The organism is Ferroacidibacillus organovorans, assembly GCF_001516615.1.
GTDB lineage: Bacteria > Bacillota > Bacilli > Alicyclobacillales > SLC66 > Ferroacidibacillus > Ferroacidibacillus ferrooxidans_B.
The window spans coordinates 36,557-54,764 of sequence record NZ_LPVJ01000051.1; the positions used below are offsets into that span (position 1 = coordinate 36,557).

At 53.4% G+C, this 18,208-nt stretch carries 16 protein-coding genes and 1 pseudogene; 16 read left to right on the top strand and 1 reads right to left on the bottom strand.

Translation table 11 applies throughout. The features are described from left to right. Positions 1 to 4: 4 nt before the first annotated feature. The 15 genes and pseudogenes from ATW55_RS10910 to ATW55_RS10985 all read left to right on the top strand — a co-directional run bounded on the left by ATW55_RS10910 (position 5) and on the right by ATW55_RS10985 (position 14,521). The gene (locus ATW55_RS10910; protein ID WP_067717236.1) at positions 5 to 1,024 is read left to right on the top strand and encodes a PucR family transcriptional regulator; all 1,020 of its coding nucleotides are present in this window, start codon (positions 5 to 7) and stop codon (positions 1,022 to 1,024) included. A gap of 143 nt (positions 1,025 to 1,167) precedes the next feature. Further along, positions 1,168 to 2,277, top strand: a complete 1,110-nt coding sequence (locus ATW55_RS10915; RefSeq protein ID WP_067717239.1) for an ABC transporter ATP-binding protein — start codon at positions 1,168 to 1,170, stop codon at positions 2,275 to 2,277. Positions 2,278 to 2,323: 46 nt separating this feature from the next. Further along, positions 2,324 to 3,256 carry an HPr(Ser) kinase/phosphatase gene (gene hprK, locus ATW55_RS10920; RefSeq protein ID WP_067717385.1) on the top strand — a complete coding sequence of 311 codons (933 nt, stop codon included), beginning with the start codon at positions 2,324 to 2,326 and terminating at the stop codon, positions 3,254 to 3,256. Positions 3,257 to 3,336: 80 nt separating this feature from the next. Further along, positions 3,337 to 3,861: an acyltransferase gene (locus ATW55_RS10925; RefSeq protein ID WP_067717242.1), complete on the top strand. Its 525-nt coding sequence runs from the start codon at positions 3,337 to 3,339 to the stop codon at positions 3,859 to 3,861. A gap of 121 nt (positions 3,862 to 3,982) precedes the next feature. Further along, positions 3,983 to 5,166: pseudogene (gene hisZ / locus ATW55_RS10935) on the top strand (ATP phosphoribosyltransferase regulatory subunit). Then, positions 5,166 to 5,798, top strand: coding sequence for an ATP phosphoribosyltransferase (gene hisG, locus ATW55_RS10940; protein ID WP_067717250.1), 633 nt, complete (start codon positions 5,166 to 5,168; stop codon positions 5,796 to 5,798). The pseudogene hisZ and the gene hisG overlap by 1 nt, the downstream one beginning before the upstream one ends. Further along, positions 5,795 to 6,445 (top strand): imidazole glycerol phosphate synthase subunit HisH, encoded by a 651-nt coding sequence (hisH, locus tag ATW55_RS10945; RefSeq protein WP_067717253.1) that lies wholly within the window; start codon positions 5,795 to 5,797, stop codon positions 6,443 to 6,445. The genes hisG and hisH overlap by 4 nt, the downstream gene beginning before the upstream one ends. A gap of 13 nt (positions 6,446 to 6,458) precedes the next feature. After that, a complete protein-coding gene (locus ATW55_RS10950; protein WP_067717257.1) occupies positions 6,459 to 7,193 on the top strand; it encodes a HisA/HisF-related TIM barrel protein in 735 nt (244 codons plus the stop codon). Between the two features lie 7 nt (positions 7,194 to 7,200). Further along, complete coding sequence (gene hisF, locus ATW55_RS10955; protein WP_067717260.1) at positions 7,201 to 7,959, top strand: imidazole glycerol phosphate synthase subunit HisF; 759 nt, start codon at positions 7,201 to 7,203, stop codon at positions 7,957 to 7,959. Next, positions 7,956 to 8,591 (top strand): bifunctional phosphoribosyl-AMP cyclohydrolase/phosphoribosyl-ATP diphosphatase HisIE, encoded by a 636-nt coding sequence (gene hisIE, locus ATW55_RS10960; RefSeq protein WP_067717263.1) that lies wholly within the window; start codon positions 7,956 to 7,958, stop codon positions 8,589 to 8,591. The genes hisF and hisIE overlap by 4 nt, the downstream gene beginning before the upstream one ends. A gap of 274 nt (positions 8,592 to 8,865) precedes the next feature. Next, positions 8,866 to 9,828, top strand: a complete 963-nt coding sequence (locus tag ATW55_RS10965) for an ABC transporter ATP-binding protein (RefSeq protein ID WP_067717266.1) — start codon at positions 8,866 to 8,868, stop codon at positions 9,826 to 9,828. Positions 9,829 to 9,843: 15 nt separating this feature from the next. After that, a complete protein-coding gene (locus ATW55_RS10970) occupies positions 9,844 to 10,860 on the top strand; it encodes an ABC transporter ATP-binding protein (protein ID WP_272867082.1) in 1,017 nt (338 codons plus the stop codon). A 30-nt stretch (positions 10,861 to 10,890) separates the two neighbouring features. Further along, on the top strand, positions 10,891 to 11,802 hold the full coding sequence (locus ATW55_RS10975; protein WP_067717269.1) for an ABC transporter permease: 912 nt from the start codon (positions 10,891 to 10,893) through the stop codon (positions 11,800 to 11,802). Between the two features lie 43 nt (positions 11,803 to 11,845). Beyond that, a complete protein-coding gene (locus tag ATW55_RS10980) occupies positions 11,846 to 13,537 on the top strand; it encodes an ABC transporter substrate-binding protein (protein WP_067717272.1) in 1,692 nt (563 codons plus the stop codon). Positions 13,538 to 13,603: 66 nt separating this feature from the next. After that, positions 13,604 to 14,521 (top strand): ABC transporter permease, encoded by a 918-nt coding sequence (locus ATW55_RS10985; RefSeq protein ID WP_067717275.1) that lies wholly within the window; start codon positions 13,604 to 13,606, stop codon positions 14,519 to 14,521. A gap of 75 nt (positions 14,522 to 14,596) precedes the next feature. Here the strand turns inward: ATW55_RS10985 and argS are convergent, their stop codons facing one another. Continuing rightward, the gene (argS, locus tag ATW55_RS10990) at positions 14,597 to 16,321 is read right to left on the bottom strand and encodes an arginine--tRNA ligase (RefSeq protein WP_067717277.1); all 1,725 of its coding nucleotides are present in this window, start codon (positions 16,319 to 16,321) and stop codon (positions 14,597 to 14,599) included. A 151-nt stretch (positions 16,322 to 16,472) separates the two neighbouring features. Here argS and ATW55_RS10995 point away from each other — a divergent pair, with 151 nt between their 5' ends. Beyond that, positions 16,473 to 18,158 carry a tetratricopeptide repeat protein gene (locus ATW55_RS10995; protein WP_067717280.1) on the top strand — a complete coding sequence of 562 codons (1,686 nt, stop codon included), beginning with the start codon at positions 16,473 to 16,475 and terminating at the stop codon, positions 18,156 to 18,158. Positions 18,159 to 18,208 lie beyond the last annotated feature (50 nt).

Below are 18,208 nucleotides of genomic sequence, written 5' to 3' on the forward strand. Positions count from 1 at the left end.
CGAGATGAGCTATATTCGCGAACTCGAACGCGTTTTTGCGGGACGTCTGTCGATTAGAAATGAGCCTCCGGAAGCATTTCAGGCAGAGCCGTTTGACGAGATGGTGCACGGATGCACCGTGCGTGACCAACGCTGTTTTGCCTGGGTGGAACAGGGCAAGAGACACTATGTGACGTATCCTGTTTCGAATTTGACGAAAACGGAAGAGGCGCTGCTATACCTATTGCTCACAAACCGCCATGAGGAAATGGTGGAGAAACCGCGGTGGCAAGAAGAGATTCACGCCGCACTGCGAGAGGCGCCGGAGCCATTTCCGCGCGCGATCCGGATTGAGGATGAGGTTGAAGAAACGCCTGTTCCGTGGAGTTGGCCTGTCCATCTGGTTGGCGTGCGGCCTCACGATGCGCCGAAAGAAAACACGCGACAGGAACTGCAAAGCGCATTGAACTCGCTTGCCGAAGCGTCTTCCGGTGAGTTGTATGTCACCTATGACCAAGCGCTTGTCGTGTGCGTCTTGCCTGTGCATGCGGATGAGGATGCACAGGGCCCAAAAGAGACGGCTGAGGCGCTTGTCGACGGGCTCGCCTCAGAATCATTCATCGATGCGCGAGCGGTGTACAGCGGGGCAGTGCGCAGTCTGCCGGAACTGCTTCTTACGCTACGACGGATGCTTTTTGTCGCGATGACAGCGGAAGCACTCACGCCGGAATTGCGGGTTCTCACTGTGCAGGGATTGGGCGTTTATGAGCTGCTGTTTGGCCTTCGCCCGCATTTGCGTCAGGCGTATGCGGCGCATACGATCACGCCGTCGGTCACGATGACGCTTGGGGCGGAACTTGAGCAGACGGTCATGACGTTTGTTGCATGTGATTTGAACATGAGCGAAACCGCGCGCAAACTCTACTTGCACCGCAACAGCTTGCTGTACCGGATTGAACGCATCCGGGAATTGACTGGCTATGATGTTCGTCGATTTGCCGATGCGGTGACGGTGTGGGCGGCTCTTCTCCTGCGCAAACTTTGAATCGCCCCATTTTTCGGCGCGCGAACTGCCTAAACATTGGTGTGGAACTTTGTGTAGAGTGCCATATGGTGGGTTGTGGGCAAGTCGGGCTATACTACCGAAAGTAGTGAAACGCATCGACTATGCGAAAGGGGCTCACCGCCTTGGCAGAAGTAATTTTGAAAAATGTATACAAACGGTATTCTGGTAACGTTGTCGCGGTGACAGATTTTAATCTTGAGATTGCAGATAAAGAGTTTATCGTCCTGGTCGGTCCATCGGGTTGTGGTAAATCCACCACACTTCGCATGATCGCGGGACTCGAAGAGATTTCAGATGGCGATTTGATGATTGGGCAGCGCCGAATGAATGACGTCGCCCCAAAAGATCGCGATATCGCGATGGTGTTTCAGAACTACGCGCTCTACCCGCACATGACGGTGTATCAAAACATGGCGTTCGGACTCAAACTGCGGCGTTTCCCAAAAGCTGAGATTGACAAGCGCGTGCGCGATGCGGCACAAATCCTCGATATCACGCACCTGTTGACGAGAAAGCCAAAAGCGCTCTCTGGCGGTCAACGCCAGCGCGTCGCGCTGGGGCGTGCGATTGTTCGCGAACCGCAGGCCTTTTTGATGGACGAGCCACTCTCAAACCTTGACGCAAAGTTGCGCGTCGCGATGCGCACAGAGATCAGCAAACTTCACAAGCGACTGCAAACGACATTCATCTATGTCACACATGACCAGACCGAAGCGATGACGATGGGTGATCGCATTGTTGTCATGAAAGATGGTTTCATTCAACAGGTGGCGACTCCACAAGAGATCTACAATCATCCGCGCAATCTGTTTGTGGCCGGATTTATCGGATCCCCGTCGATGAACTTTATCAATGGCCGAGTGGAGGAGCAAAACGGCAAACTGCTCTTTGTTGCAACTGGCCTGTCGCTGGAAATTCCGGAGGGACGACATGAAGCGGTGCGCGCAGCGGGTGCGGTCGGAAAAGAAATGGTGCTCGGCATCCGTCCGGAACACATCCACGATGAGCCTGTCTACATGGAGACCTACCCAGGCGGTGTGTTTGAAGCGGTAATCGAAGTGGTTGAACACATGGGATCGGAAATGTACTTGATGATGGATCTCAGTGGGCAGCAGGTGACGGGGCGGATCGTTGCACGCAGCGACGTTCACGCGTCGGAGAAGGTGAAACTTGCGATGGATATGAGCAAGATTCACATGTTTGACAAGGAGACAGAACTGTCGATTCTGTGATGACTCTCCTTAAGATCGGAGCTTAGGAGGGGAAGTGGACTTTTCGATGAGCGGGTTTGTCACTGTCGCTCAGCTCGTGGAAGAGTTGAGTCTCGAACTGATTGGCAGCGGAATCGGTTTGGCCCGGACGATCAACTCTGAGGAGATCAATCGTCCGGGGCTTGGACTCGCTGGATTTCTCGTTTACTATCCAGCGGATCGTGTGCAGGTGCTGGGACGCACAGAACTTGCTTTCCTAAACTCCATTGACGCGATGGATGCGCGTGAACGGTTGAGCCGGATCTGCAGTTTTGAACAGACTCCTTGTATCGTTGTGACGCGCAACCAGGAAATTTCAGATGAACTGCGTGAAGAGGCGGAACGATGTGGCATTCCGCTTCTTCGGACGCGACTCTCGACACCAAAATTTATCGCCCAGATCACAACCTTTCTTGAACTCCACCTCGCCCCAGAGACGCTCGTCCACGGGGTGCTGGTGGACGTGTATGGGATCGGCATCTTGATGACCGGATCAAGCGGTATAGGCAAGAGCGAGACGGCGCTTGAACTACTAAAGCGCGGTCACCGCATGGTGGCAGATGACGCCGTGGAGATTCGCCAGATTTCTGAGGACACGTTGGTGGGGATGGCGCCGCCCCTTTTGCAGCATCTGTTGGAGATTCGCGGACTTGGCGTGCTAAACGCGATGACCTTGTTTGGCGCAGGCGCGATTCGCACGCACAAGAAGATTGAGATGATTATCGAACTCGAGGCGTGGCAAGATGATCGATCGTATGACAGGCTAGGACTGGATGAAGAGAAACGGCGTATTCTCGATGTGGATTTGACTTGCCTGATCATCCCTGTGCGACCAGGTCGAAACCTTGCGATCATCATCGAAGTGGCGGCGATGAATCAGCGTCTTAAGCGCATGGGATATAACGCGGCGCGTGAGCTCTCGGAGAAATTGATGTCCTCCATGGACGCCCACGAAGATTAGACAGATGTGCGATCGCGCATGCTGCACGACGTTTTGGGTAAAAAACGGCTCGCCGTGACATACTGTGCGCGTCGGAGGTGATGGAGACGCGCAGGTTATATGTCTATCGCTTACCTGAACAAGCCGGAAAAGAACCCTGTAATCCACTGTATCGTCTCTATGAGACGATGCCTTTTTTTCGTGTCCTGAAGGCTGTGCTTATCCAACGAATCATTCGCATTTGTCCCAGTCTGTCGCTAAAAAACACGATCTATCGACGGCTGCTTGGGGTGCAAATTGGTGCGCATACAGCGATTGCGCTTGATGTGACGCTCGATGTGCTAAGACCTGACTGGATTTCTATTGGACGAAACTGTGTCATCGGATTCCGAACAACGATCCTCACACATGAATACCTCGTTCGAGAGTACCGCTTCGGAAGGGTTGCCATTGGCGATGAGGTAATGATTGGAGCGAATTCAACGATCCTCGCGGGTGTTTCGATTGGAGATGGCAGCGTCATTGGGGCCGGCTCCGTTGTGACGACAGATATCCCGCCTGGCGTATTTGCGGCAGGTGTGCCTGCGCGTATTGTCCGCTCATTGACAGCGGCAAGGACCGAGTGATAGGATCGTACAAGAATATACTTTAGTTTGGTAAATCACTAAAGCGAACAGAAAAGGGCGAGAACGAATGGCACGCGCATGGGAGCGACCAGTAGGGACGCGAGATTTCTTTGGGAGTGCAATGCGTCAACGCAATCAGATCATCCATGCCGTTCGCAATACTGCGAAGACGTTTGGTTACGGCGAAATTGAAACGCCGATGCTTGAGTATTCACGGACGTTTCAATTTGGACTTTTGCGAGATGATGAAGAACGGCTGTTTCGCACGTTTGATCCATCAGGCCACACGCTCGCGCTGCGGCCTGAAATGACGACGCCTGTCGCGCGTGTGGCGGCTACACTGCTTGCGCGCGAACCCTTGCCGCTGCGTCTGATGTATGCGGCAAAAACGTATCAGACGCCGACGCTGCGCGCGAAACAGACGATTGAAGCGACGCAGGCAGGGTTTGAGTGCATCGGCGATGAGGGGCTTGAGGCAGATGCGAGGTGATCGCGCTTGCTGTGCGCAGTCTGCAGGCGCTTGGCATCCAGACGTTTCGGATCGCGATTGGTCATACTGGATACGTGCAGGCGCTGTTTGAAAAAATACCTGAAACCCTTGCGCACAGTTTGCGCCAGGCGATGCTTGATAAGGACTGGGTGCAGTACGAAACAGAGTTGAAGTCTTATCAACGCGAGGCATGGTATGACGCTGTATTGTCGCTTCCGCGGGTGCGCGGAACGCGTGCGGCTCTTTTTCAAGCGCGAAACGCTGCGACCGATCCGGCAGGGCAGGCGTGTTTTGACGACCTGCTGGCGCTTTTTGACTTGCTTGAACTATACGGGGTGCTCGAGTGTGTGCATGTGGATATGGGACTCGTTCTCGATCACGATTATTATACGGGATTGGTATTTGAAGGGTATGCTGAACATTTGGGGCAGCCGATCTGTGTAGGTGGAAGATACGATAACCTTCTGGCAAGTTTTGATCGACCGTTACCCGCCACCGGCTGTGCACTATTTGTTGAACGTCTCATGCGCGTTGTCGCAGAGCCACAGGCAGAGGAAGGACTGGTTGTGGTGCGCTATGCAAAGGATGCGCGTCTGCCTGCCCTCTCGTTTGCAGAGTGGCTGAGGAAAAAAGGCGGAATCGTTCGCACTGAACGCGTGCGCCTGGATGCGATGGACGCAGATAAAGCGTCAGACAGAGCGCGTTTTGGCGGCAGCGCACGTGTGCTTGAGATAGGTGGGGCGCATGCGAGTGCGCATGGCGATCCGCATCTGCTTGCAGATTACCGCACATTTTTGAGGGAGGGAGGGGTTTGATGCTGACGGTCGCACTCGCAAAAGGACGCATTCTCGATGATACAATACAGCGTTTGCGAGCCGCCGGATTTTCGCCGCCGGAGGAGTTGCTTGGCACGCGCAAACTGGTGCTTGAAGATGAAGAGCACCCTTTGCGCTACTTGTTGGCAAAGCCGTCTGACGTGCCTGTGTATGTCGAACACGGCGCCGCGGATCTCGGGGTTGTGGGCAAGGACGTGCTCTATGAGACGCAGGCTGATGTCCATGAGTTGATCGATTTGCAGGATGGTCGCTGTCGCATTGTTGTGGCAGGCCAGTCAGGGCTTGACGTCAAGCGGGTGACGCGAGTCGCCACAAAATATCCGCGCTATGCGCAAGACTATTTTCGGACACTCGGCCGCCAGATCGAGATCATACCGCTGACTGGCAGCGTGGAACTGGCGCCGATCATCGGTCTATCAGACTGCATCGTGGACCTGGTTGAGACTGGGCGCACGCTGAAGGAAAATGGGTTGATTGAACTTGTGTCTCTGCATGACATTTCGACGCGTCTCATTGCCAATCGACGCAGCTATCAAGTTCGCGGAAGCGAAGTGGACGATGTCGTTTCGCGTATCCGCCGTTCGCTATGTGAAGGAAGTGTTGCGCGGTGATCGGTATCCTCGATTATGGTGTCGGGAATCTGTTTAGTGTAAAAAAGGCGTTTGACTATCTGGGCGAACCAGCTTTGATCGTGCAATCCCCGTCTGAGCTTGACGCATTGGATCGCCTGTTGATTCCTGGTGTTGGCGCGTTTGGCGATGCGATGGAATTGCTTCATGAGCGCGATCTCGTGACCGCGATTCAGGCGTTCGCCGCGTCAAACCGACCGCTTCTTGGCATCTGTCTTGGCATGCAGTTGCTCTTTGACGCAAGCACTGAGCACGGTGATCACGCGGGACTTGGACTCTTGCCAGGCCGCGTCGAGCGCATTCCAGGACCGCATAAAATTCCTCAGGTAGGATGGAACCAACTGACACCCACGCGTCGGCATCCACTCACCCGCTCACTCGAGGGCGAAGCCTATGCGTATTTTGTCCACAGTTACTATGTGCGCGTCGCAGATGATTCGATCCTTCTTGCAACAGCGGAATACGGTGTCGATGTACCGGCGATCGTTGCACAGAAGAACATTGTCGGCATGCAGTTTCATCCGGAAAAGAGTTCAAATACAGGTCTTAAACTTTTGAAACAGTTTGCCGTCTACCCGGATCAAAACCGTCTGGTGAGCGATGATACGAGGTCTAAAGCATCGGTGTAAGGGGAGAAAGAGCGTGTACATTTTGCCCGCGATTGACCTCCTTCAGGGGGATGCGGTTCGCCTCTATCAAGGCGATTACGCGCAGGTCACATCCTACGGTGACCCGCGCAAGCTTGCGAAAAGCTATAAAGAGAATGGTGCTACACATCTGCACATTGTTGATTTGGACGCGGCGCGCAGTGGCACTCGCACTGCGCAATCTGCAGCGTGCATCCGCGAGATTATCGAAGAAACAGATCTTCGCATTGAACTTGGTGGCGGCATTCGAACGGACGCAGATATCGAGTACTGGCTGAAGCTTGGCGTATGGCGGGTGATCCTTGGCACGGTTGCGGCACGGTCACCAGAAGTTGCGGGACGCTACCGCAAAACGTATGGAAACAGCGTCACGGTTGGAATCGACGCGCGCAACGGAAGGGTTGCGACAGGCGGATGGCTTGCGGAAGAAGCGCTTGAGGCAAACGCGCTCGCGACAACGCTGCGCGAACTTGGATTTGATGACTGCATCCATACGGACATCGCAAAAGACGGAACACTCGCTGGCGCCTCCCTGGAGCGCTCTTTGGAACTCGCCAGAGACTCGGGGTTGTCTGTGATCGTATCTGGCGGCGTTAAAGATCTGGATGATGTGAGACGGATCATGGCGTGCGCAGACGCGGGGATTGCGGGCGTGATCCTGGGAAAAGCGCTGCTCGACGGACGGCTGTCGCTGCGTGACGCAGTGAGTCTTAACAGCGGGGAGGTGTAAACGGCGCGTGATTACGAAGCGAATTATCCCGTGTTTTGATGTGCGGCATGGACGCGTGGTGAAGTTTCAGTCCTTTTTTGCGAATGAGCGAGATGCCGGAGATCCAGTCGTCCTTGCTAAAAGATATGATGAACAGGGTGCAGATGAACTTGTGATGCTCGACATTTCGGCAACTCACGAGGGAAGGCGGACGATGCTTGACATTGTGCGCGAGACGGCTGCCCAGGTTTTTATTCCTTTTACTGTCGGCGGCGGGATCGGATCGGTCGAAGAAGTTCGCGATGTCCTGCGGGCGGGGGCAGACAAAGTTTCGCTCAACTCGGCTGCAGTCAAAAACCCTGAATTGATCTCGGAGTCGGCGAAGCGTTTCGGGTCGCAGTGTGTCGTGATTGCGATTGACGCTAAACGGAGGGCGGATCAATCGTGGGATGTGCTCGTGAGTGGTGGCCGCAGCAACACGGGAAAGGATGCCGTCGCGTGGGCCAGGGAAGTGCAGGAGCGCGGTGCAGGAGAACTGCTTGTCACAAGTTTTGATGAGGACGGGCAACGCGACGGCTACGATTTGGCGCTTACCCGTGCGATTGCGGATGCAGTGAGCATTCCTGTCATCGCCTCTGGCGGCGCGGGGCGTGCAAATCATTTTTATGATGTATTCACAGAAGGCAAGGCCGATGCTGCGCTTGCCGCATCCATTTTTCATTTTTCGGAAACATCGATTCCGGAAGTTAAAAAACATCTTCGCGAAAGGGGGATTGCAGTTCGATGATAAACGTTGATTTTGAACTGGATCAGATCGGCTATGACCGTGACGGACTTGTTCCAGTGATCTTGCAGGATGCACAGACCAACGCGGTTCTGACACTTGCCTACGCGAATCGCGAGGCTGTCGCCCTGACGCTTGAGACGGGTGAGACGTGGCTTTACAGTCGTTCCCGAAAAACGCTCTGGAATAAAGGCGCGACATCTGGCAATCGCCAATCGATTGTTTCGATACATCGCGACTGTGATCAGGATGCACTTTTATATCGCGTCTTGCCAAGCGGACCAGCCTGCCACACAGGCTCTTACTCTTGTTTTGACGGTGTAATAAAGGAGCCGGCTTACAGCGTGCTCGCAGCGCTTGAGGCACTGATCGATCTGCGCTACAAGGAGCGGCCAGAAGGAGCGTACACGACCTATCTGTTTGAAAAGGGCATCGACAAGATTCTCAAAAAGCTTGGAGAAGAAACGTCTGAAGTCATTCTCGCCGCCAAAAATAACGATCCCTCAGAGATTCGTTATGAAGCGGCTGACTTGCTGTATCATCTGTTTGTCACGCTGAGACAAATGGGAATCCCGCTGTCAGATGTTCTTGAAGAACTGTCCACGCGTTACGAACGGCCACGTAAAAATGAGTAGATTCTAAGCGTTATTCTAAATTTTTTGAGTAACGAACAGGACCTTTTGTCGACATTTGACGAATACGAGTTTCGTATGATAGAGTGACCCAATGTGTTGGGTCATTCTAGTTTCTATGGAATAAGATTCTCATCGAAAGTCTGCGAAGCATGTGCTACCATAGTTCGTACAAGATAACAAGTTAGAGCGCGTGTATTTTTTGGGGATTTGTAGATGTCCGTCCCAGAAGGATTTAGGGATTGTGCGTGTTACGTAAGATGGGTGAGGTGAAAGCATGTCTACCATTTTATCTGTGGAACATTTAACAACAAGTTTTGGAACGGCGAGTGGCTATGTGCCAGCGATTGACGATGTCAGTTTTCACATTGACAAAGGTGAAACGCTTGGCATTGTGGGTGAGTCTGGTTGTGGGAAGAGCGTTACGTCGCTTTCGATCATGAAACTGCTTACGGCAAATGGTAAGATTCAATCCGGCAGCATCATGTTTGAAGACCGCGATCTCGTGAAACTGTCTGAGGCCGATATGCGCAAAGTGCGGGGAAATGACATCGCGATGATCTTTCAAGAGCCGATGACATCGCTCAATCCAGTGCACAAGATCGGCAAGCAGATCACCGAGTCACTGCGCATTCACAAGGGCATGCGCGGGCAAGCGGCGCGGGCGAGAGCGATCGAACTTCTCAATCTGGTCGGGATACCACGCGCTGCAGAGATTGTGGACGAATACCCACACCGTCTCTCCGGCGGTATGCGGCAACGCGTCATGATCGCGATTGCGATGGCGTGTGATCCAAAGTTGCTGATTGCGGACGAACCGACGACAGCGCTTGACGTGACCATTCAGGCGCAAATTCTTGACCTGATGAGAAAGCTGAAAGCAGAGCGCCAGATGGCCATGATGCTGATTACGCACGACCTTGGCGTCGTTGCGGAAATGTGTGATCGAGTCGTCGTCATGTATGCGGGAAAAGTCGTTGAACAAGGGAATGTACGCGATATTTTCCGCAATCCGACGCATCCTTATACAATTGGGCTTTTAAATTCGATTCCCAAGCTCGAAGAGCGTAAAGCGCGCCTTGACTCGATTCCGGGCGCCGTACCGAGCATTGAGAACATGCCGGCGGGTTGTCGCTTTGCGGCGCGCTGTGAGCATGCGACACAGCGGTGCGCAGATGCAGATCCAGGGTTGCGCGACGTAAGTAAGGACCATCAAGCACGCTGCGTGCTGGTCGGATAAGGAGGGCGTATCATCATGACGGATGCACAAACCGCGGAACAGACCAAAGCGGTTGCTGACGAGAACATGCCGCTGCTTGTCGTGCGTGATTTAAAAAAACACTTTCCGATAAAAAAGGGACTTATCCAGCGTACGGTCGGGCACGTTCGCGCGGTGGACGGCGTCAGCCTGAGCGTTGACAAGGGTGAGACGTTCGGTTTGGTAGGAGAGAGCGGTTGCGGCAAATCAACGACAGGGCGTTCGATTCTTCGCTTGATTGAGCCGACAGAGGGAGAAATTCTCTTTGAAGGCCGCGACATTCGCAAGATGGGTACGGCAGAGATGCGTCGCATGCGCCGCAAGATGCAGATCGTGTTTCAGGATCCATACGCATCGCTCAATCCGCGCTATACAGTGCGTCAGGTGCTCGAAGAACCGATGTTGATCCACAATCTCTACTCTTCTGCGGCAGAGCGCAAAAAACGTGTCAGCCAGTTGATGGAGACTGTGGGATTATCTCCTTCACGCATGGAGCGCTATCCACACGAGTTTTCTGGCGGTCAACGCCAGCGCATTGGCATCGCGCGCGCCCTCGCTGTGGATCCCAAACTGATCATCGCAGACGAACCCGTCTCGGCGCTTGACGTTTCTGTGCAGTCACAGGTGCTGAATCTGCTTGATGACCTGCAAAAAGAACTTGGGCTCGCCTATGTGTTTATCGCGCATGATCTGAGCGTCGTGAAGCATATCAGTGATCGCATCGGCGTTATGTATCTTGGTCGCATGGTGGAACTTTCTCCGGCGGATGATCTTTATTCCGACCCGCTTCACCCGTATTCGCAGGCGCTTCTTTCAGCGGTACCTGTTCCAGATCCTGAGGCAAAGCGCGAGCGGATCATTTTGCAAGGGGATCTACCAAGCCCCTCAAAGCCTCCGACTGGCTGTCCGTTTCACCCGCGCTGCAAAGACGCCAAAGACATTTGCAAAACGGCGGTACCGACGTGGGAAGAGATCCGTCCCAACCACTTTGTGGCATGCCATCTATACGCTTAAAGAGGACAGATTCAGAGAGGAGGAATGATCGTGGCAACCGTGATGGAAACGCAAAATGGCATTAAACAGACACTCGCCTACCCGCAAAAAAAACCGGCGCCGCGCATTTGGCGCTTGCTCAAAGCGTATCCTTTGGTTTTTTTGGGCGGGATTTTGGTTCTGGGACTCATCTTTGTCGCCGTATTTGCACCAGAATTGCAACACTTTAATCCAAACCAGCAGTTTCAAAATGGTCTCTCGGCCATGGGTGGGCCACTCCCTCCGAATTCTACCTTTGTGTTTGGCACGGATGATCTCGGGCGGGACATTTACAGCCGCGTGCTGTTTGGCGCCCGCGTATCGCTCGAAGTTGGCGTATTTTCCAGTATCATCAGCCTGTTCATCGGTACGTCGTTTGGCATCATCTCCGGTTATTTTGGGAAATTTGTAGATACGGTCATCATGCGTTTGACCGATATCATGCTTGCGTTTCCGCTGATCCTGTTTGTCGTGGCGCTCGTCGCGTCACTCGGGCAGAGCATCACCAACCTGTTTATCGCCATCGGCGTTCTCGGTTGGGCGGTCACGGCGCGCGTCGTGCGCGCGCAGGTTCTCTCTGTAAAAGAATATGAGTACGTGCAGGCTGCAAAGGCACTCGGTGCGTCAAACTGGCGGATTTTGACAAAAATCATCTTTCCGAACATCATACCGCCAGTGATTGTCTTGACGACGCTTTCAATCGGCAATAACATGTTGCTAGAGTCGACGCTCAGCTACCTTGGCATCGGCGTCGCGCCTCCGAATGCGAGTTGGGGAAACATGCTTGCAGAGGGGCAACAGGTTTTTCAGTACGCGCCGTGGCTCCTTTACTATCCGGGGCTTGCGCTTCTCTTGGCCGTTCTCGGCTTTAACCTCCTGGGGGATGGATTGCGCGAGGCGTTTAACCCGCGCCGCGTCCGCTAAGGAGATAGAGCAAATTTCTAGGCAATCATCATAGAGGGGGTAAATGCATGAAGATGAACAAAAAGACGCGCCTGCTTGGCGTCGTCGCTTCGGTTGCACTGCTCGGCACGGCGCTTGCTGGCTGCACACTCAACCGTCTGCAACATCGCAAGCGCCTACAACGCCTACGGCTCCTGCGACCACAGGTGCACAGCCGGTCTACGGCGGTACGCTTAACCTGGATCTGGCAGGCGCGTTTCCGCACCTTGACCCGGTCAAGGCGTACGATACGACATCGTATGAGGCGGTTTTACAGTTTTACAATCAGCTCGTGACGTACCAAGGCGCCTCGAACACGATCATCCCAAGCTTGGCTTCGCGCTACACGATCAGCCCGAACGGCAAGGTGTACACCTTCTACTTACGCAATGCGACATTCTGGAACGGACATCCTGTGACTGCGCAGAGCTTTATCACCGAGTTTGAGCGTGTGTTGAATCCTGCCAACAGCAGCGGTGGTCAAGGGTTTATCGATCCGATCATCGCAGGGTCAAACGCGTATTACAGCGGTCACGCGAAGACCATTTCTGGATTGAAATCGCTCAATGGCGGCAAGACGCTCCAGATCACTCTGATGCAGCGCGATCCAGTGTTCTTGTATGTGCTCGCCATGCCGTTTTTCTCAGCGGTTGATCCGTCCTATATTGCGGCGCACAGCGAGTCGTACATCGATCACAACCCGATGGGGACAGGCCCGTTCTATCTTGCGAGCTATCAGCCGAACCAACAGTGGGTCTTCAAGAAGAACCCGCATTACTTCCAAAAAGGCATTCCTTATCTGAACGAGATCGTGTTTACAAACAACTCGTCTCCTTCGGCGGAACTCCTGCACTATAAGCAAGGCTTGACGGGACTTCTCGGCTATAACATCGGCGGCAACGGCATTCCGTCGCAAGACTACCTGCCGATTATGATGAGCCCGACGTACAGCAAACAGGTGTATAAAGTGGTTCAAGTGGCCACTCAGTACATTGGTCTTAATTCCAAGTATGGCCCGACGGCAAACGTGAAAGTTCGCCGCGCGCTTGAGTATGCGATCAACAAGAACTATCTTGTCAAAGTGCTGGGTGGTCGCGCGCTTCCGGCGAACCAGATCATTCCGCCGAGCATGCCTTCTGGCTATGAGGCAAAACTTCCGGCGAATGCGACCTATTCGTACAACCCGGCGCTTGCAAAGAAACTTCTCGCGCAAGCGGGCTATCCACACGGCTTTACGACGACGATCTATTGCGACAACTCGAATCCTGACGATCTGCGGATCACCGAAGCGGTGCAGAGCATGTTGAAGGCAGTCGGGGTGACGGCAAATGTCAACCAATCGTCGTGGGGCACGTTCTTGACCAACAACGAGACGGGCAAACAGCCGATGTTTAACCTTGCGTGGGTTGAGGACTTCCCGGATCCGTCCGACTTCTTGAACACGCTGTTTAACTCGAACCAACGACCAGTCAACAACTCGACGATGTACTCAAACCCAACGGTTGACAAACTGCTCAATACAGCAGCCAACATGCCGGCGGGAACTGCGCGCGACAATCTTTACAAGCAGGCGCAAAACATCATCATGTCGCAGGCTGCCTGGATTCCATACGCGTACCCAGTCTTTACAGCGGCTGTCCAGCCTTGGCTAAAAGGGTACTACCTAAACCCGAACCAGGTCGACCCACTGCAGTATGTTTGGATCGCGAAGCACTAAGATTTCCAGCTGGGTTTCAGTGTCAATCGACGCTGAAACCCAGCTTTTAAGGAGGTAGGGATTGCCGTGATTTCGTATATCATTCGCCGTCTCGGTGGATCGGTCATTGTTCTTTTTGGAATTGCACTCATTACCTTTATTCTCGCATATGCCGTTCCGTCTGATCCCGCGCGCATGATCCTCGGACAGCACGCCACTGTTGCACAGGTGGATGCGCTGCGCAAACAGATGGGACTTGATGAACCGTTTATTCAACAATTCGGAAATTATCTCTTGAACATTATACACGGCAATCTCGGGTGGTCTTACCTGCAGAATCTGCCTGTCGCCACACTGATTGGCCAGCGGCTTCCTGCAACGTTTCAACTCGCGTTGGTCGCTTGGCTTATGGAACTCATTATTGGTTTGCCAATCGGTGTCTTTATGGCCCTGAAAGATCGCAAGATGACCGATCATGTTTTTAACCTGATCAGCCTGATCGGCATCAGTTTGCCAACGTTCTTTGTTGGACTTGAGCTGATGTATTGGGTGGCGTATCGCGCAAACCTCTTTCCGGTGGGCGGTACAGGCGGATTGATGTACGTCATTCTCCCTGGACTCACGTATGGCATTACCGGCGCGGCCTATTATTCGCGACTTCTCAAGTCGAGTATGGTGGATGTGCTCAACTCTGACTACATTCGCACAGCGAGAGCAAAGGGCGCAGCGCCGCTGCGCGTAATTATGGGCCACGCGTTTCGCAACGCGATCATTCCGGTAATCACGTATGGCGCGACGGATATTGGTGCTCTTTTTGGCGGAATTGTCGTTATTGAGGACGTTTTCGGTTACTCAGGGATTGGGCAGATGGCCGTACAGGCAATCAGCAACCTTGATACGCCTATCATCATGGGGACTGTGCTGTTTGCTGCCGTGTTTGTTGTCGCGTTTAACTTTATCGTTGATCTTCTTTATGGATTGATCGACCCGCGCATCACGTATTGAGTTTTTGTGCCAAAGCAAAAAACCCCTCTGTGCATGTTCTGCACGGAGGGGCTTTTTGCTGCTTGAAGGTGCACATCAAATTTCTGAAGGAGCTTCAATGCCAAGCCATGTCAAAGCGTGCAAAAGCGCGATGCGAACGGCGTCTGTGAGTGCGAGGCGAAGCGCCTTGAGATTGCCTTCAGCCGTGAGGATGGGGCAGTCGTGATAAAAGCGATTGAAAGCTTGTGCAATATCGAGTGCGTGTTTTGCCACGAGAGAAGGGTCGCGTTCCTCGATCGCGCGTAAGCGCACGGTTTCAATGCCTTGAAGCGTAAGCGTGAGGTACCATGTGGCGTCGTCAATCGCGTCATCCGCACGACATTGCGATGTGACCCACGTCTTTACAGAAGGTCCAACTGAAAGCGCGTTTGCCTTGCGCAGTATGGAGCAAGTCCGTGCGTGCGCGTACTGTACGTAGGGTCCTGTTTCTCCGTCAAACGCAAGCGCCGTATCCATTGTGAAGTCGATATCGTGGAGCCGATAGGTCTTTAGATCATTGAAGATCACGGCGCCAACTCCGACTGCGCGAGCCACCCCATCCGGGTTTTGCAGGTGTGGATTTTTTTCTTCAATAATTGCCCGCGCGCGGGCAATCGCTTCATCCAAAACGTCTTGCAGGCGTACAATCTGTCCTTTGCGCGTCGACATTTTCTTGCCGCCCATGCGCATCAAGCCAAACGCAATATGTTCGCACGCGTTTGCAAAGGTATATCCCATTTTTCGAAGAACGGCAAAGACCTGTTGAAAGTGAAGTCGCTGCTCGCCGCCGACCACATAGAGAAGATGATCAGCGTGAAAATGACGGGCGCGATACAGTGCCGCCGCCAAGTCGCGCGTTGGGTATAGTGTCGCTCCGTCTGAGCGGCGGATCAGACAGGGCGGCATCGCGTCGCCAAGCTTGACCACTTCGGCGCCATCGCTCTCTTCGAGCAATCCCTTTTCACGCAACTCGGTGACGACCGCATCCATCTTGTCATTGTAGAAGCTTTCTCCTAAATTAAAATCAAATGTTGTACCTAGCAATTGATACGTTTTCTCAAACTCACGCATGCTCACTTCAATCATATAGCGCCAGAGTGCCAGATCTTCTTCACTGCCATCTTCTAGTCGCTTGAACGCGGCGCGCGCTTCGTTATCAAGTTCCGGATGTAACTTCGCTTCTTCGTGGAACTGTACGTAGAGTCGATTCAACTCGGTGATCGGATTGGCGTTTACCGTGGCTTCGTCCCCGTATTTGCGATACGCGACGATGATCTTGCCAAACTGCGTTCCCCAGTCGCCCAGATGGTTGATGCGGATGGTTTTGTATCCAGATGTTTCAAACAAGTTGGCCAAGGCCGTGCCGATCACCGTTGAACGGAGATGCCCCATGGAAAAAGGCTTTGCGATGTTAGGCGAAGAGAGATCGATCGCAACGGTTTGTCCTGCACCGTGCGTATCGTTGTAGACACCTTCACCCGAGTGTAAATGCGCGAGCGTATCGGTTGTGATCGCTTGCCGCTTCAAGCGCATGTTGAGATAGCCGCCTGTCGCTTCTGCGTGTTCGACAATCGAGCACGCTTCCAGTTCTTTTGCAAGAGCCGCAGCGATCACGGGTGGAGCCTGTCGCATCGTCTTGGCCAGTTTAAAACAGGGCAGCGCGAGGTCACCGAGTGTTCGGTCCGGTGGAATCTCGATCAAGCCTGCAAGTTCGTTTGTATCCCATCCCGTCTGTGCGGCAAAATGAGATGCGATCTGAAGTTTGTAACGTTGCAACACCATAACGTCCTCTCTACGTACGACAGCATTTCTTGACATTATAACCGAGTCTTTGCGGGGGCGGCAATTTTCCCCTGTATGACAGTCGACTTTTTGCTGTGCTATACTTATTTTCGTAGATCGACTCCCATCACGCCACTGAGGAGGTTGCTTCATGGAAGGTCGGGAGAAAGGAAAAAAAGTTGTACCGTTTATGGCGGATGCAGCATTCTTTTTTGAGCGGGGCGTGCGGTTTCTCAATCGCCACGATTTGTCGCGCGCGCTTCGATCGTTTCAGCGCGCCGTCGACTGTGAGCCGAGAAACGCTGTAAATCACTGCAATCTAGCGGGTGTACTCTCGGAGCTTGGTGATTTTGAAAAATCAAACGAGATCTTGCAAGGTGTGATCGAATCGATCGCTCCGGACATGAGCGAGTGTTACTTTTATATGGCAAACAATTACGCCAATCTAGGGCTATACGAGCTTGCAGAAGAGCATGTCGTCAAGTATCTCGAAGAAGACCCCTCGGGTGAGTTTGCGCCGGATGCGGATGAGATGCTCGACGTATTGATCCACGAGTTTGGCGGCGGCGAGATCCTGCGCGAGCGCCGTCGTTTGCAGCAAGAAACGACGCGGGAGAAGGATCTCGCCCGCACGTTGTTGGAGGAAGGGAAGTTTCACGAGGCGAGTGAGCTGCTGGAACAGGAGATTGCCCGCCAGGATGATGCGATTGCGGCACGGAACAATCTCGCGTTGGCACGCTACTATCTCGGGCAGATGGACTGTGCGATCGCGCTTTCTGAAGAGGTGCTCAAACGGGACCCTGCGAATGTTCACGCGCTTTGCAATCTGGTGGTTTTTTATCGGCACTGTGGTCAGGATGAAGCCTATCGAACGCTTCTTGACTTTTTAAAAAAACTTGTGCCGCTCCAGTTTGATCAAGGGTACAAACTCGCGACGACACTTGGCATTCTCGGGGAACATCAAGCGGCGTACCGTATCTTTTTGCAATTGATTCAATACGGGGACAGGCATGATCCAACGCTTTATTTTGCGCTGGCGGCGGCGAGTGCAAACCTTGGGCGGATCAAGCGCGCCAGACAGTGGCTGCTAGAGGTACAGGCACTGGACCCAGAGTCGGACATCGCGGAGTACTATCTGGGTGAAATGGATCGCGTAGTGGATTCGCGCGGGAAGTTTTTCATGAGCTACACATATCAGCTTCCGTTTCACTTGCGCAACAGCGGGGCGGCTGGTCTGCTCCAACAAAAAGGCGCGACGCAAGTCGTTCACTGGGCAAAGGACCCAAGCGTCCGCTCGTCGCTTTACTTTGCGCTTTATCGCGGGCCATACTCAACAAAACGCGAGGCGCTTCAAGCGTTTGCGGTACTCGGAGATCGCGAGACGACGCATATTTTAAAGGAATTTGTCAAAGACACAGGCCAGTCACAGGACATTATTTGGAATGGGCTCTTTGTGCTGCAGCGGATCGGGATTCATGAGACGATTCCAGCCTATCTTCAAGGGGAGTTGCAAGATGTCAGCCTTCCCATGCAGGATGAGCGCCTGCTTTTATGGAACAAGTTGTTGCTCTCGATCCTAAAGGATGTGCACCAGCAGATGGCGGTGCGCGATCAAGAATTGACCCATGTCGCCACAGAACTCTGGCTGCGCTATGTGCAGGCGGTTTATACGGATCTTCCGCGCATTGTCAAACGCAGCGTTTGGTCGGCGGCACTCGATTACGTGACGCGAAGATATTCGGGACGCACAGAACCGCAGGCGGTCGTCGCGGCGCGCTACGAGGTTTCCGTGAAGGCGCTTGCCAAGGCGGCGCATGCGATCATGATTACACTCTAATTGAAACACTCATGAGAAAATGGACTTGCGCGAAACGAATGAGAGATGCG

Bases quoted from the DNA above. Each gene is read 5' to 3' on its own strand.
- ATW55_RS10910 (WP_067717236.1), top strand. From the start codon at position 5: ATGAGCTATATTCGCGAACTCGAACGCGTTTTTGCGGGACGTCTGTCG.
- hprK (WP_067717385.1), top strand. From the start codon at position 2,324: ATGAGCGGGTTTGTCACTGTCGCTCAGCTCGTGGAAGAGTTGAGTCTC.
- ATW55_RS10925 (WP_067717242.1), top strand. From the start codon at position 3,337: ATGGAGACGCGCAGGTTATATGTCTATCGCTTACCTGAACAAGCCGGA.
- hisG (WP_067717250.1), top strand. From the start codon at position 5,166: ATGCTGACGGTCGCACTCGCAAAAGGACGCATTCTCGATGATACAATA.
- hisIE (WP_067717263.1), top strand. From the start codon at position 7,956: ATGATAAACGTTGATTTTGAACTGGATCAGATCGGCTATGACCGTGAC.
- ATW55_RS10965 (WP_067717266.1), top strand. From the start codon at position 8,866: ATGTCTACCATTTTATCTGTGGAACATTTAACAACAAGTTTTGGAACG.
- ATW55_RS10970 (WP_272867082.1), top strand. From the start codon at position 9,844: ATGACGGATGCACAAACCGCGGAACAGACCAAAGCGGTTGCTGACGAG.
- ATW55_RS10980 (WP_067717272.1), top strand. From the start codon at position 11,846: ATGCATGAAGATGAACAAAAAGACGCGCCTGCTTGGCGTCGTCGCTTC.
- argS (WP_067717277.1), bottom strand. From the start codon at position 16,321: ATGGTGTTGCAACGTTACAAACTTCAGATCGCATCTCATTTTGCCGCA.
- ATW55_RS10995 (WP_067717280.1), top strand. From the start codon at position 16,473: ATGGAAGGTCGGGAGAAAGGAAAAAAAGTTGTACCGTTTATGGCGGAT.